Below are 14,403 nucleotides of genomic sequence, written 5' to 3'. Positions count from 1 at the left end.
ATTACAGGGCGGGGTTGGGGGCCATTCCAGGGGGGTACCGGTAGGGCCGTCGTCGCAGGTCGGACGGCGTCTCCGCCCGACCGGTGGCCGGCATCAGCCCGACACGAGCTCGACACCCGCCGTCGTCCGCTTCCCCCGGCGCACCACGAGCCAGCGGCCGTGGAGCAGGTCGGCGTCGGTCGGCGTCCAGTCCTCGGCGTCGACCTTGGCGTTGTTCACGTAGGCGCCGCCCTCGGCGACGGTGCGGCGCGCGGCACCCCGTCCCGAAGCCAGGCCGGTCCCGACGAGGAGGTCGACGATCGTGGGGTTCTCGGCCCGGGCCACCGAGGCCGACGGCACCTCGGCGAGCGCGGCCGCGAGCGTGCCGGCGTCGAGCTCGCGCAGCTCGCCCCGTCCGAAGAGGGCCTGGCTCGCGGCCTCCACCCGGCGGACCTCCTCCTCGCCGTGCACCAGCGCCGTCACCGACTGGGCGAGGGCCCGCTGCGCGGCACGGGCCTGGGGCCGCTCGACGGTGGCCTTCTCGAGCTCCTCGATCTCCTCACGCCCCAGCCAGGTGAAGGCCCGGAGGTACTCCCCCACCTTCGCGTCCTCGGCGTTGATCCAGAACTGGTAGAAGGCGTAGGGGCTCGTCAGGGAGGCGTCGAGCCAGACGGTCCCGCTCTCGGTCTTGCCGAACTTGGAGCCGTCCGCCTTCGTGATCAGCGGGGTCCCCAGGGCGTGGACCGACCGCCCCTCCACCCGGTGGATGAGGTCGATCCCGGCGGTCAGGTTCCCCCACTGGTCGCTGCCGCCGGTCTGCAGCGTGCAGCCGTAGCGGCGGTACAGCTCGAGGAAGTCCAGCGACTGCAGGATCTGGTACGAGAACTCGGCGTAGCTGATGCCCTCGTCGGACTCCATGCGCCGGCTCACGGCCTCCTTGGCGAGCATGCGCCCGACACGGAAGTGCTTGCCGTACTCCCGCAGGAAGTCCAGCGCCGTGATGCCCTCGGTCCAGTCGAGGTTGTTCACCAGCAGCGCCCCGTGCTCGCCGGTGAAGTCGAGGAACGGGCGCAGCTGCTGCCCGATCTTGTCGACCCACTCCGCGACGACCTCCCGGTCGTTCAGCGTGCGCTCCGAGGTCGGCTTCGGGTCACCGATCAGTCCCGTGGCCCCGCCGACCAGGGCGATCGGCCGGTGACCCGCCTGCTGGAAGCGGGCCAGCGTCAGCCACTGCAGCAGGTGCCCGATGTGAGCGCTGGGCGCCGTCGGGTCGATGCCCGAGTACAGGGTGACCGTGCCGGCGTCGAGGTCGCGGCGCAGCGCGTCGAGGTCGGTGCTCTGGGCGACGAGCCCCCGCCAGGCGAGGTCGTCGAGGATGTGCGGTGCGGTCACGGTGCCATTGTCGCGTGTCGACCGTTGACGCTTGACACCTACCAATCCGGCCCGTCGGCCCGTGCCCGCCCCGGCTTGTAGGGCGTCACCGCCCGCGACCCGGCCACCCACAGCCGCCACGGCCGCTCCTGCCCCGCCGCGACCCCGACGCGCGGGCCGCGGCGCACGGCGTCGTCGGGCACGGGTCGCCCCGGCTCGAGGCGCACCGACGACGACGGGTCGAGCACGTCGACGCCGTTCTGCTCGCGCCCGAGGCCGAGCAGGGTGCACAGCCGCGCGGGGCCGCGCGCGAGCTCGGCGTCGCGGCCTCGCGCGGTCGGTCGGCGGACGTGCGCGACCCCGGGGTCGGAGAGCACCTCCCCCGCGCGGAGCAGCACCGCCCCCGGGCGCCCGTCGTCGAGCGCGACGACGTTCGCACAGAAGTGCATGCCGTAGACGAAGTACACGTAGAGGTGCCCGGCCGGTCCCCACATCACGGCGTTGCGCGCGGTGCGCCCGCGGTAGCAGTGCGAGCCCGGGTCGTCCTCGCCGCGGTAGGCCTCCACCTCGACGAGCCGCACCCGGACCTCGCCGTCGCCGGTGTCGGCGACGAGCTCGCATCCGAGCAGCACCCGGGCCGCGTCGAGCGGGTCCACGGCCAGCGCGGCGCGGTCGACGAGCGTCGGCGTGCTCACCGGCGGCGGATCGGGACCGTCCACCCGCGGGCCTCGATGAGCGCCCCCATGATGCGGTCGTACTGCTCGGCGACCCGCTTGGGCGCGGTCCCGCCGTGGGCGTCACGGGAGGCGATCGAGCCCTCCACCGTCAGGACCGACCGGACGTCGGGGGTGAGCGCGGGGTCGGCGGCCCGCAGCTCGGCGTCGGTGAGCTCGTCGAGTCCCACGTCCCGGGCCTCGGCCGCCCGGACGCACGCCCCGGCGGCCTCGTGGGCGCGGCGGAACGGGACGCCCTGGCGGACCAGCCACTCCGCGATGTCGGTCGCCAGGGTGAAGCCCGCGGGGGCGAGCGCGGCGAGGCGGTCGGTGTGGATCGTGAGGGTGCGGATCATGCCGGCCATGGCGGGCAGGACCATCGTCAGCTGCGCGACCGCGTCGAACAGCGGCTCCTTGTCCTCCTGCAGGTCGCGGTTGTAGGCCAGCGGCAGCGCCTTCAGCGTCGTCATGAGGCCGGACAGGTTCCCGACGAGGCGGCCGGCCTTGCCGCGGGCGAGCTCCGCGACGTCGGGGTTCTTCTTCTGCGGCATGATCGACGACCCGGTGGACCAGGCGTCGTCCAGCGTGACGTACCCGAACTCGGCGGTCGCCCAGAGGATCAGCTCCTCGGCGATGCGGGAGAGGTCCACGGCGACCATGGCCAGGACGAACGCGCCTTCGGCCGCCAGGTCGCGGGAGGCGGTGCCGTCGATGGAGTTGTCGACGGCGTCGCGGAACCCGAGGTCGCGCGCGACCGCGGCCGGGTCGAGGCCCAGCGAGGTCCCGGCGAGCGCCCCCGAGCCGTAGGGCGAGAGGTCCAGGCGGCGGTCGAGGTCGCGGATGCGCTCGAGGTCGCGCAGCAGCGCCTGAGCGTGGGCCCCGAGGTGGTGGGCGAGCAGGACCGGTTGGGCGTGCTGCAGGTGGGTGCGTCCGGGCATCACGGCGTCCGGGTGCGCCCGGCCCTGCGCCACGAGGGCGTCGACGACGTCGCAGATCCGGCGGGTGAGGTCGCGGAGCCGGTCGCGGAGCCACATCCGCAGCTGGGTCGCGATCTGGTCGTTGCGGGAGCGCCCGGCCCGCAGCTTGCCGCCGAGCTCGGGGCCGACGCGCTCGATGAGCCCCCGCTCGAGGGCGGTGTGGACGTCCTCGTCGCCCTCGGCGGCGGTGAACGCCCCCGTGGCGACGTCGTCGGCCAGCCGCGCGAGCCCGTCGAGCATGCCCTCGAGCTCGGCGTCGTCGAGCAGCCCCGCCCCGTGCAGGACCCGGGCGTGCGCCCGGGAGCCCGCGAGGTCGTACGGCGCGAGCACCCAGTCGAACTGGGTCGACTTGGAGAGCGCCGCCATCACCGCGTCGGGGCCGGACGCGAACCGCCCACCCCACAGCGCCGCCGTGCCGCCGGAGCCCGGCTGTTCGGCCTCGCTCACCGGTCCTCGTCCTCCTGCGATGTCGCCGTGGGTCGTCCCGACCGCGTGCCCAGTGTGCTCAGGAGCTCGGCGAGCGCGGCGCCGTCGAGCGGTTCCCGGGCGACGACGAGCACGGTGTCGTCGCCCGCGATGCTGCCCACGACCTCGGCCAGGGAGGCCCGGTCGAGCGCGCTGGCCAGGTAGTGGGCGCCGCCGGGCGGTGTCCGCAGCACGGCCAGGTTGCCGGAGTGGTCCGCCGAGACGAGGAGCTCCCCCAGCAGCCGGGCCAGTCTGTCGGTCCCGCCGGTCACGCCGCGCACCGGGCTGCCGTCGTCGGGGACGACGTAGCGCCCCACCCCGCCGTCGGCGCCGCGCAGCTTGACCGCGCCCAGCTCGTCGAGGTCCCGCGAGAGCGTGGCCTGGGTGACCTCGACACCCTCGCGGGCGAGCATCCCGGCGAGCTCGCCCTGACTGCGCACCTCGTGGGTGCTGATCAGCGCCACGATCCGCGCCTGCCGGGAGGCCCGGCTGGACGTCGGCCGCAGGCGCTCCAGGCGCTCCCGGACGGCCCGCCGGTCCTCCGGCGGGACCTCCCCGGCCAGCTCCTCCTCGCCCAGCGCCCCCGGGGCGGATCCCTCGACCCGGCTCATCGCGCCAGGAGCCAGGTGAGCAGGGCCTTCTGGGCGTGCAGCCGGTTCTCGGCCTCGTCCCACACCGCCGTGCCCGGGGCGTCGATGACCTCGGCCGTGATCTCGTCGCCGCGGTGGGCGGGCAGGCAGTGCAGCACCGTCGCCCCCGGGGCCGCGTGCGCGACGAGGTCGGCGTCGAGCTGGAAGGGCCGGAACGGGGCGATGCGGTCCAGGCCGTCGTCCTCCTGGCCCATGGAGGTCCAGGTGTCGGTGACCAGCACGTCGGCGCCCTCGACGGCGTCCTCGGCGGCGGCGCGCCCGTCCCCCTCCAGCACGGTCGCCGAGCCGCCGGTCTCGCCCGCGCGCCGGACCGCCGCGTCGACGACCGCCGGGTCGGGGCGGAAGCCGTCGGGGGCGGCGACGCGGACGTGCATGCCGGCGGTCACGCCGCCGAGCAGCAGGGACTGGGCCATGTTGTTCGCGCCGTCACCGAGGTAGGTCATGGTGAGGCCCGCGGTGCGCCCGTGGCGCTCGGTGATCGTCTGGAGGTCGGCGAGGACCTGGCAGGGGTGGAAGCCGTCGGTGAGCGCGTTGATCACCGGCACCGAGGCGTACTCGGCCATCTCCTCCAGGCGGGCGTCGGCCCCGGTCCGCCAGACGATGGCCTCGACGTAGCGCGAGAGCACCCGCGAGGTGTCCGCGATCGTCTCGCCGCGACCGAGCTGGGCCGCGCGCCCGTCGATGATCACCGGGGTGCCGCCGAGCGCTCCGATGCCGACCTCGAACGAGACCCGGGTCCGCGTGGAGGGCTTGTCGAAGATGACGGCGACCGCCCGGGGACCCTCGAGGGGACGCCGGGCGAACGGGTCGGCCTTCATGGTCGCGGCGAGCTCGAGGACCTCGGCCTGCTCGGCGGGCGTGAGGTCGTCGTCGCGGAGCAGGTGACGGGGCGCGCTCGCCGCCCCGCTCCGGAGGCCACCGCTCGTGGTCTGCGCCGCCGCGGTCACGGGGCATCCCCGGCCTCGGCGGCGCCGCGGGAGAGCGCGTCGGGCAGGTCGGCGAGGAAGGCGTCGACCTGGGCGTCGGTGACGACCGCGGGCGGCGCGAGCCGGAGTCGACCGGGGACCGGACCGTTGATGAGGTACCCGGCGTCGCGGGCGGCGTTGGTCACCGGCCCCGAGGCGTCGGCGGTCAGCGCCACCCCGATCAGCAGGCCGGCGGTGTCGACATGGTCGACCAGCGGGTGGTCCAGGCCCTCGATGCGGGCGCCGAGGTCCTTGCCCAGGGCGTCGGCGCGGTCGAGGAGGCCCTCGCGGGCCACCGTGTCGAGGACCGCGAGCGCGGCGGCGCAGCACACCGGGTTCCCGCCGAAGGTGGTGCCGTGCTGTCCGGCGGTCAGCAGCTCGGCGGCCGCCCCGACCCCGATGCAGGCGCCGAGCGGCAGGCCGCCGCCCAGACCCTTCGCCAGGGTGACGACGTCCGGGACGATGCCCGCCCGCTGGTGGGCGAACCACACGCCGGTGCGCCCGACGCCGGTCTGGATCTCGTCGACGACGAGCAACGCACCCTGCGCGGTGGTGATCTCCCGCGCGGCCTGCAGGTAGCCCTCCGGCGGGATGATCACGCCGTTCTCGCCCTGGATGGGCTCGAGGACCACCGCGGCGGTGTCGGCGTCCACCGCCGCGCGCAGGGCCTCGGCGTCGCCGTAGGGCACGAACTCGACGCCCGGCGGCATCGGCTCGAACGGCTCGCGCTTGGCGGGCTGGCCCGTCAGCGCGAGGGCGCCCATGGTGCGGCCGTGGAAGCCGCCGATCGTCGAGACGATCTTCGGGCGACCGGTCCGGCGGGCGATCTTGAAGGCGGCCTCGTTGGCCTCCGCGCCGGAGTTGCACATGAGCACCCGGCCCGCGCCCGCGCCGAGCAGGGCGAGCAGCCGCTCGCCGAGCTCGACGGTCTGCGGGTTGATGACCAGGTTCGAGGTGTGCCCGAGCGTCGCGATCTGCCGGCTGACGGCGTCGACGACCGCGGGGTGGGCGTGGCCGAGGAGGTTCACCGCGATCCCGCCGAGCAGGTCGAGGTACTCCCGGCCGTCGGCGTCCCACACCCGCGCGCCCTCGCCGCGCACGAGGCTCACCGGCGGGGTGCCGTAGTTGCCCATCATCGTGTCGGACCAGCGGCGGCGGAGGTCCTCACCGGTCGGTGTGGCAGTGGTCATGCGGGGGGACCTCCTTCGCTGGTGGACGGGGCGGGGACGACCATCGTCCCGACGCCCTTGCTGGTGAAGACCTCGAGCAGGACGGAGTGCGCGACGCGGCCGTCGATGACGTGGGCGCGGGGCACCCCGCCGTCGACCGCGCGCAGGCAGGCCTCCATCTTCGGGATCATGCCGCTGGCCAGGCTGGGGAGGAGCTCGGCGAGCTCCCCGGCGTCGATCTCGGTGCGGAGGCTCGAACGGTCGGGCCAGTCGGTGTAGAGGCCCTCGACGTCGGTGAGGACGACGAGCTTGCGGGCCCCGAGGGCGACCGCGAGCGCGCCGGCCGCGGTGTCGGCGTTGACGTTGTGGACCACGCCGTCGGCGTCCGGGGCCACGGTGGAGATCACCGGGATGCGGCCCCCGGCCACGAGGTCGAGGACCGCGGCCGGGTTCACCTCGACCACGTCGCCGACCAGCCCGACGTCGACGTCCTCGCCGTCCACCCGGGCGGTGCGGCGGGCGGCGGTGAACAGCCGGGCGTCCTCGCCGGACATCCCGACCGCGAGCGGGCCGTGGGCGTTGATGAGCCCGACGAGCTCCCGGCCCACCTGGCCGACCAGCACCATGCGGACCACGTCCATCGTCTCGGGCGTGGTGACCCGCAGGCCGCCGCGGAACTCGCCGGGGATGTCGAGCCGCTCGAGCATCGAGGTGATCTGCGGCCCGCCCCCGTGGACGACCACGGGACGGATCCCGGCGAGCCGGAGGAAGACCATGTCCTCGGCGAAGGCGCGGCGCAGCTGGTCGTCGACCATCGCGTTGCCGCCGTACTTCACGACGACGACGGCGTCCTGGAACTCGCGCAGCCAGGGCAGGGCCTCGGCGAGCACCGCCGCCTTGGCCTGCGCCTCCTCGTGTGGGGCGCCGACGGCGGGTGCGGTGGCGGGCCCGGTGGTCGGTACGGCGGTCATGTGGAGTACGCGCTGTTCTCTTCGACGTAGGCGTGCGAGAGGTCGGTGGTCAGCACGGTGGCGGTGCCCGCGGCCAGCCCCAGGTCGACCTCGACGGTGATCTCCGGGCCGGACAGGTCGGCCTTGGACCGGTCCCCTACCGCGGCGGCCGCCGCGCAGAGCAGGACCCCGTTGACGGTGACCGACAGCGTCGCCGGCTCCACCCGGGCCTCGCTGGCCCCGACCGCGGCGGCGATCCGGCCCCAGTTGGGGTCGGAGCCGAACAGCGCGGTCTTGACGAGGCTGTCGCGGGCGACGGCCCGGGCCCCGAGCAGGGCGTCGGCGTCGGAGTCGGCCCCGGTGACGGTGACCGCGATCCGCTTGGTGACGCCCTCGGCGTCGGCCTGCAGGCCGCGCGCGAGGTCGGCGCACACCGCCCGCAGCGCCTCGGTGAACTCGTCCTCCCCCGGTGCCGCCCCGGAGGCGCCGGAGGCGAGCAGCAGCACCGTGTCGTTGGTGCTGGTGGAGCCGTCGATGTCGAGGCGGTCGAACGTCACCGCGGTGGCGGCCCGCAGCGCGCGGTCGGCCGCCGCGGGCTCGAGGACCGCATCGGTGGTGAGGACGACGAGCATGGTCGCGAGGCTCGGCGCCATCATCCCGGCGCCCTTCGCGAAGCCGCCGACGGTCCAGGAGCCGTCCGCGGCGGTCCGGGCGGCCTGCTTGTCCACGGTGTCGGTGGTGAGCACGGCGGTGGCCGCGTCGGACCCCGCCGCGGCGCCGGCGTCGAGCGTGCCGGCGGCGGTGTCGACGCCCGCGAGCAGGCGGTCGATCGGCAGGCGCTCGCCGATGAGGCCGGTGGAGCACACGGCGACCTCGATCGCCCCGCACCCGAGCACCTCGGCGACCTTCTCCGCGGTGTGGTGGGTGTCGGCGAAGCCGTCGGGACCGGTGCAGGCGTTGGCGCCGCCGGAGTTGAGCACGACCGCGCGCAGCGACTGCTCCCGCAGCACCTGCTGCGACCAGAGCACGGGCGCGGCCTTGACCTGGTTGCGGGTGAAGACTCCGGCCGCCGTCGTGCGCGGGCCGTCGTTGACGACGAGCGCGAGGTCGGGGCGGTCGCCGTGGGCGCGCAGGCCGGCGCGGACGCCCGCGGCACGGAAGCCGGCGGCGGCGGTGACGCTCACGGCGCGAGCCCGGCGGTCGGCAGGCCCACGGTCTCGTCCAGGCCGAGCGCGAGGTTGACCGACTGGATCGCGCCTCCCGCGGTGCCCTTGGTCAGGTTGTCGATCACCGCGGTGGCGACGAGGCGCCCGGCGTCGGCGTCCACCTCGACCTGGATGTGTGCGGTGTTGGCGCCGACCACGTTCTTGGTGGCCGGCTGCACGCCCTCGGGCAGGAGGTGCACGAAGGGCTCGTCGCCGTAGGCCTTGGCGTAGGCGGCCCGCGCCTCGGCGGCGTCGATGCCCGGATCCGCCAGCGGGGCGCTGACCACGGCGAGGATGCCGCGCGGCATCGGCGCGAGCACCGGCGTGAACGACACCGCGACCGGGCCGGCCCCGAGCCCCGAGAGGTTCTGGATGATCTCCGGGGTGTGCCGGTGCGAGCCGCCGACGCCGTACGCCGTCGCCGAGCCCATCACCTCGGAGCCGAGCAGGTGCGCCTTGGCCGACCGGCCGGCCCCCGAGGTGCCGGAGAAGGCGACGACGCTGACCTCCGGGCCGACGAGGCCCGACCCGACGGCGGGGATGGCCGCGAGCGTCGCCGTGGTCGGGTAGCAGCCCGGGACCGCGATCCGGCGGCTGCCGCGCAGGGCCATCCGGGCCCCGGGCAGCTCCGGCAGGCCGTACGGCCAGGATCCGGCGTGGGTCCCGCCGTACCAGCGCTCCCACGCCGCCGGGTTCCGCAACCGGTGGTCGGCCCCGCAGTCGACGACCAGCACGTCCTCGGGCAGCTGCGCGGCGAGCTCGGCCGAGCGGCCGTGCGGCAGCGCGAGGAAGACGACGTCGTGCCCCGCCAGCGCCTCGACGGTGGTCGCCTCCACCGGCCGGTCGGCCAGCGAGGTGAGGTGGGGCTGGTGGGCGCCCAGCAGGGTGCCCGCGGAGTCCCCCGCGGTCAGCGCGCCGACCTCCATCCGGGGATGGCCGAGCGCGAGCCGCAGGATCTCCCCTCCGACGTAGCCGCTGGCACCGGCCACCGCGATCCGCATGCGAATGACTATGCACGATCACGGAAGACCATGCAACGGCCTCCGGGAGCCCGCGGGGTCAGCGCCCCCGGAAGTCGTGGCGGCCCGGGGTGATCCACGTGAGGGCCGGCTGGTCGCCGGTCACGGTGCCGTCCGGGCGGGGCGCCGCGGACCCTACCCGCGTCGCGAGCGAGGGGTGCGGCTCGCGCAACGTGGGCTGGTCGTAGTCGTCGGAGCGCACCGGGGCCGCCACGGGGGTCGGGACGGACGCGGGGTACGACGGTGCGGGTTCCCGGACGTCGGACGTCTGCGGTGCGACACCGCCGACTCCCCCGGCACCCCCGGCACCCCCGACACCGCCGACACCCCCGGCGACGGTCCCGGCCTCCGGGGCCACCACCACGTCGTCGTCGCCCCGCCGTGGCGCCGGGACCACCGCCCCCGCGGCCACCGGGTCGCGCCCGAGCAGGGCCGACGCCAGCCAGTCCAGCAGGATCCGCGCCTTGCGCTCGGCCGTCGGCATGGCCCACAGGTGGTAGGCGCGGTGCAGCGCGTACGCCGGCCAGCCCATCAGCCGCAGCCCCCGGATCTCGGCCACGCCGCGCCGGCGGCCGAGCCCGGCGACCACGCCGGACGACGAGTGCGAGTACGGCTGCAGCGGACGTCCCCCGAGGTGGGCGACGACGTTGTCGGCGAGCACCCGGGCCTGCCGGACCGCGTGCTGGGCGGTGGGGGCGGTGAGCACCGCGGGGTCCTCGTCGGCGAGGGTCGCGCCGCGGGCGAGGTCGGGCACCGCCGCGCCGTCGCCGGCCGCGAACGCGTGCGGGCGGCCGATGACCTGCAGCATCGCGGTGCAGCGCACCTTGCCGGTGCGCTCGAGCGGCAGGTCGGTGCGCTCGAGCAGCGGGTGCGGGCGCGTCCCGGCGGCCAGGACGATGGTGTCGGTGGGGATCACGGTGCCGTCCGCCAGCCGGACGTCGCCGCCCGCCGCGGAGGCGAGCCCGGCGCCGACCCGCACCTCGATGCCGCGGCCGGCGAGGCGGCCGTGGACGCGGGCCGCCGTGGGCTCGCTGACCTCGGGCATGATCCGCCGCGAGGCCTCGACGAGCACCCAGCGCAGCTCGGACGGGTCCACGCCGACCTGGCGGCCGGCCCGCCGGGTCAGGTCCTCGAGCTCACCGAGCGCCTCCACCCCGGCGAACCCGCCCCCGACCACGACGAAGGTCAGCAGCCGCGCGCGGCGGGCGACCTCGGCCGCCGTCGTCGGGACGACCGAGGCGGCGGCGTCGAGGCGGGAGAGGACGTGGTCGCGCAGCGCGGCCGCGTCGCCGACCGACCGGAAGGTCAGGGCGCGCTCGGCGAGCCCGGGCACCGGCAGCTCGCGGGCGATCGCGCCGGGCGCGACGACGAGGACGTCGTAGGTCAGCTGCCGGGACGTGCCGTCGGGGAGCTCCACGACGGCGCGGCGGCGGGCGTCGTCGACGGCCACGACCGAGCCGGTGACGACGTCGCAGCGGTCGAGCACGCGCCGCAGCGACACCGTGAGGTGCCGGGGGGCGATCGAGCCGCCCGCCGCCTCGGGCAGGAACGGCTGGTAGGTCATGTGCGGCTGCGGGTCGACGACGGTCACCGAGCCGATCGGCGTCACCGCGCGCGACCGCAGCGGCCGGCTGCCGCGGTGGCGCCCGTCGCCCGCGATCCCGATCCGCTCCTGCAGGGCGCGCGCCGCGACCAGCCCGACGTAGCCGCCGCCGACGACGAGCACCCGCGCGCCGGGCACGAAGTCGCCGGTGTCGGGGGCGACCGCCTCCGCGGAGGGCGAGAACAGCCGGCTGCCGGCGAGCAGGGCGACGCCGAGACCGACCGCCACCGCCGCGCCGCCGGCCGCGGGCCAGAAGGTGGTCATCCGGGTGGCCCACAGCCCGAGGACGAGCGCCGCGAGCGCGAGGACGCCGAGGACGGCCAGCAGCCGGGCTCTCGTGCGGGGCGGACGGCCGGTCGGTGACCACTGGTACTGCTCGTCGGGGCGGCTCATGGCGGGGTCGGGGCTCCCTCGCGCTCGGGGGTGCGGGTCCACCCCACCGCCACGACGGGGGAGCCGGCGGCGGGGTCCGACGGCCACGCTAGGGAGCCGCGCCCTCGCGGAGCGCGAACATGAGAGTCGGGTCCACCCGTCCCCGCCCACCGCCGCCACCCGGGCGCCCAACAGCGCGAGCATGCTCCGATCGGACCAGCACGCTCCGGTGGGCGCGGACCCCCTCTCTCAGGAAGCGCCGTCGGTCCAGGCCGGGCCGTCCGGCGCCGCGAGCAACGTCTCCCTCAGGTCACCCTTGAGGACCTTGCCCGCGGCCGACACCGGCAGCGCGTCGACCGTGTAGATCCGTCGCAACCGCTCGTAGGGACGGACGGCAGCGTTCACCGCGGCGGCCAGCGCCTCGAGCCCGGCGGTCCCGGTAGTGCCGGGCGCCAGCACGACGGCGGCGGTCGGCAGCTCCCCGACCGCGTCGTCCGGGAGCCCGACGACGGCCGCCGCCGCGACCTCCGGCCGCGCCGCCAGCAGCTCCTCGAGCTCGCGCGGGAACACGTTGTAGCCCTTGTACAGCAGCATGTCCTTGGCGCGGTCGACCACGGACAGGTAGCCGTCCTCACCGAGGATCCCGATGTCCCCGGTCCGCAGCCAGCCGTCGACGAGGCCGGCGGCGGTCTCGTCGGGACGGTCGTGGTAGCGCTGCATGACCTGCGGCCCGCGCGCCCAGATCTCCCCGCGCTCCCCCAGGGCCACCGGCTCGTCCCCGGGCCGCCCGGTCTCCACCGGCAGCAGGACGAGCTCGGTGTTGGCCACCGGGAGCCCCACGGTCCCGATACGCCGCGTCGCCGAGCGCTCCGACGGCGAGATGCACAGCCCCATGGTCGCCTCGGTCAGCCCGTAGCCCTCGACGACGACGGCCCCGGGCATGAGCGCCGCGATCCGCTCGGCCTGCGCGACCGCCATCGGGCTCGCCCCGGAGGTCACGGTGCGCACCGACGACAGGTCGCGCGTCGCGGCGTCGGGGTGCGCGAGCAGGGCGTGGTACATGGCGGGTGCCCCGGAGAGCGTCGTCGCGCGGTGGCGCTCGACGTCCGCGAGGTAGGCGGCCGGGTCGAAGCGGTCCTGGACGACGGCGGTCGTGCCGGTGACGAGCCCGATCGTCAGCCCGTTGGTGCCCATGGCGTGGAACCACGGCGCGACGGCGAGCGACACCGCCTCGCCGAGGCGCACCGGGTGCTCCTCGGGCGGCGAGGTCTGCTCGACGGTGACCCCGCCCTGCACGTCGGGCGCGGGCACGGCCCCGGCGGAGGTCGCGACGTACTGCAGGACGTTCGCGACGACGTTGGCGTGGGTCAGCTCGACGCCCTTCGAGCGCCCGGTGGTGCCGCCGGTGTAGGCGAGGTGGGCCAGCGCGACGGCCGGGTCCAGGTCGGTCCAGGGCGGCGTGTCGTGCTCCTCGACGGGCAGGTCCAGGCGACGGCCGTCGGTGGTGATGACGTTCTCGAGCGAGGGGTCGAGGCTGACGACGGCGACCGCGCCCGCGTCGGCGAGCTGGGCGTCGAGGAGCTCGCGCGGCAGCGCCGGGCTCGCGAGCGCGACCGTGGCCCCGGCGAGCAGGATGCCGTGGTAGGCGATCGGCCACGCGAGGCGGTTGGGCAGGTGCAGCGCGACGACGTCGCCGGGCCGGATCCCCCGGGCGACGAGGGCGTGGGCGATGCCGCACGCCTCCGCCCACAGCCCGCGGTAGGTGAGGACGTCGTCGTGGTGCACCAGGGCGGGCCGGTCGCCGAAGCGGCGGGCGGCCCCGTCGAGCAGCGCGCCGACCGGGACGACGGGGAGCTCGATGCTGTGGGGGGAGGTCACCGCGGAGGAGCCCGGCCGGGCGGTCGTCGTCATGACCCGGGAGTCTGCTCCCTGATCGCCCACGGCGTGAACGATCACCCGGCGAAGATCTCCCGCTCCACGCGCCGGTTGCGGCCGGTGCCGACCCACTTCCAGGTCCCGACGACGCGGCCCTCCCGGACGACGGTCGGGCGGAAGACGCCGTTGCCGCCGGGCACGATGCGATCGGCGTGCGCGGCGGCGAGGACCTCGGTGCGGTCGGCGTAGCCCAGGACGAACTCGTCGAAGCCCAGCAGGAGCAGCTCGGCGCCCGGGTCCTCGGCCGCGGCGAGACGGTCGGCGGTGTCCGGGGCGAGGAACCTCCCGTCGTCGTCGGTGACGAGGTGGTCGCGGGCGCCCTCGAGCGCCGTCGTCACGTCCGCGGCGGGCAGACCCGTCCACCGGGCGAAGTCCTTGCGGCCGGCCGGCCCGTGGCTGGTGAAGAACCGCCGGGCCCACTCGGCGAGCGCCTCGTCCCGCTCGGGGCGCCGCGGCTCCGGGACCCACTCGTCGAGCAGCACGAGCGCCTGTTCCTTCGCGGAGGCGAACGGCCCGTAGGCCAGCACACCGTGCATCGCGAGCACCGAGATGATGTGCGTGACGTGCGTGGGGTCGAGGCCGAGCCCGGCGTCGGCCCAGTGCGCGGCCAGCTCGGCGCGGGTGGCGCGACCGCCGCCCGCGAGGGCCTCGCGGGCCACCTCCCCGGCGCGTTCGACGGCCTCGTCGGCCAGCCCGAACTGCTCGCGGCGCTTCGCGGCCGCGGCGAGCGCGGGCGCGGTGGCCAGCGGGAGCATCCACGGCAGGTCCCGGGCCGGGACGACGTGCAGCGTCCGGCGCATCGGCCAGGAGCGGACGAGCTCGCCGTCGTCGAAGGCGCGCCGCACCTCGTCGACGTCGCCCGACGCCGTCCGCAGCGCGATCGACGACAGCACCCCCGGCAGGTCCTGGCCCTGCGCGGCGCCGAGCACCGCGACGGCCTCGGCGGGAGTGGCGCAGCGCGGCCCGACGAGGCGGAGCGCGGCCAGGCGGCGCAGTCCCACGGTGTTCGGCCGCACGGTGTTCACCGTCG

At 76.0% G+C, this 14,403-nt stretch carries 12 protein-coding genes; all 12 read right to left on the bottom strand.

The features are described from left to right. Window positions 1-93: 93 nt before the first annotated feature. A complete protein-coding gene (gene tyrS / locus HH311_RS30310; protein ID WP_312030504.1) occupies window positions 94-1,371 on the bottom strand; it encodes a tyrosine--tRNA ligase in 1,278 nt (425 codons plus the stop codon). Window positions 1,372-1,409: 38 nt separating this feature from the next. Then, window positions 1,410-2,045, bottom strand: coding sequence for a DNA-3-methyladenine glycosylase (locus tag HH311_RS30305; RefSeq protein WP_169187454.1), 636 nt, complete (start codon window positions 2,043-2,045; stop codon window positions 1,410-1,412). Then, on the bottom strand, window positions 2,042-3,487 hold the full coding sequence (argH, locus tag HH311_RS30300; protein WP_169187453.1) for an argininosuccinate lyase: 1,446 nt from the start codon (window positions 3,485-3,487) through the stop codon (window positions 2,042-2,044). Before argH ends, HH311_RS30305 begins: the two co-directional genes overlap by 4 nt. Continuing rightward, the gene (locus HH311_RS30295; RefSeq protein ID WP_169187452.1) at window positions 3,484-4,116 is read right to left on the bottom strand and encodes an arginine repressor; all 633 of its coding nucleotides are present in this window, start codon (window positions 4,114-4,116) and stop codon (window positions 3,484-3,486) included. The genes argH and HH311_RS30295 overlap by 4 nt, the downstream gene beginning before the upstream one ends. Continuing rightward, a complete protein-coding gene (gene argF, locus HH311_RS30290; protein WP_169187451.1) occupies window positions 4,113-5,102 on the bottom strand; it encodes an ornithine carbamoyltransferase in 990 nt (329 codons plus the stop codon). The genes HH311_RS30295 and argF overlap by 4 nt, the downstream gene beginning before the upstream one ends. Continuing rightward, a complete protein-coding gene (locus HH311_RS30285; protein WP_169187450.1) occupies window positions 5,099-6,310 on the bottom strand; it encodes an acetylornithine transaminase in 1,212 nt (403 codons plus the stop codon). Before HH311_RS30285 ends, argF begins: the two co-directional genes overlap by 4 nt. After that, window positions 6,307-7,260, bottom strand: coding sequence for an acetylglutamate kinase (gene argB, locus HH311_RS30280; protein ID WP_211191018.1), 954 nt, complete (start codon window positions 7,258-7,260; stop codon window positions 6,307-6,309). Before argB ends, HH311_RS30285 begins: the two co-directional genes overlap by 4 nt. Continuing rightward, window positions 7,257-8,423: a bifunctional glutamate N-acetyltransferase/amino-acid acetyltransferase ArgJ gene (argJ, locus tag HH311_RS30275; RefSeq protein WP_169187449.1), complete on the bottom strand. Its 1,167-nt coding sequence runs from the start codon at window positions 8,421-8,423 to the stop codon at window positions 7,257-7,259. Before argJ ends, argB begins: the two co-directional genes overlap by 4 nt. Further along, complete coding sequence (argC, locus tag HH311_RS30270) at window positions 8,420-9,451, bottom strand: N-acetyl-gamma-glutamyl-phosphate reductase (RefSeq protein WP_169187458.1); 1,032 nt, start codon at window positions 9,449-9,451, stop codon at window positions 8,420-8,422. The genes argJ and argC overlap by 4 nt, the downstream gene beginning before the upstream one ends. 52 nt (window positions 9,452-9,503) lie before the next feature. Next, a complete protein-coding gene (locus HH311_RS30265; protein WP_248304403.1) occupies window positions 9,504-11,459 on the bottom strand; it encodes an NAD(P)/FAD-dependent oxidoreductase in 1,956 nt (651 codons plus the stop codon). Window positions 11,460-11,687: 228 nt separating this feature from the next. Beyond that, the gene (locus HH311_RS30260; RefSeq protein WP_169187448.1) at window positions 11,688-13,349 is read right to left on the bottom strand and encodes a class I adenylate-forming enzyme family protein; all 1,662 of its coding nucleotides are present in this window, start codon (window positions 13,347-13,349) and stop codon (window positions 11,688-11,690) included. Window positions 13,350-13,390: 41 nt separating this feature from the next. Then, window positions 13,391-14,398, bottom strand: coding sequence for a winged helix DNA-binding domain-containing protein (locus HH311_RS30255; protein WP_211191016.1), 1,008 nt, complete (start codon window positions 14,396-14,398; stop codon window positions 13,391-13,393). Between the last annotated feature and the right edge of the window lie 5 nt (window positions 14,399-14,403).

The organism is Actinomycetospora sp. TBRC 11914 (assembly GCF_012933465.1).
In the GTDB taxonomy this organism is placed as follows: Bacteria; Actinomycetota; Actinomycetes; order Mycobacteriales; family Pseudonocardiaceae; genus Actinomycetospora.
Note: the sequence above shows the minus strand (reverse complement) of the source record. Positions and strands in the feature narration are given on the sequence as shown.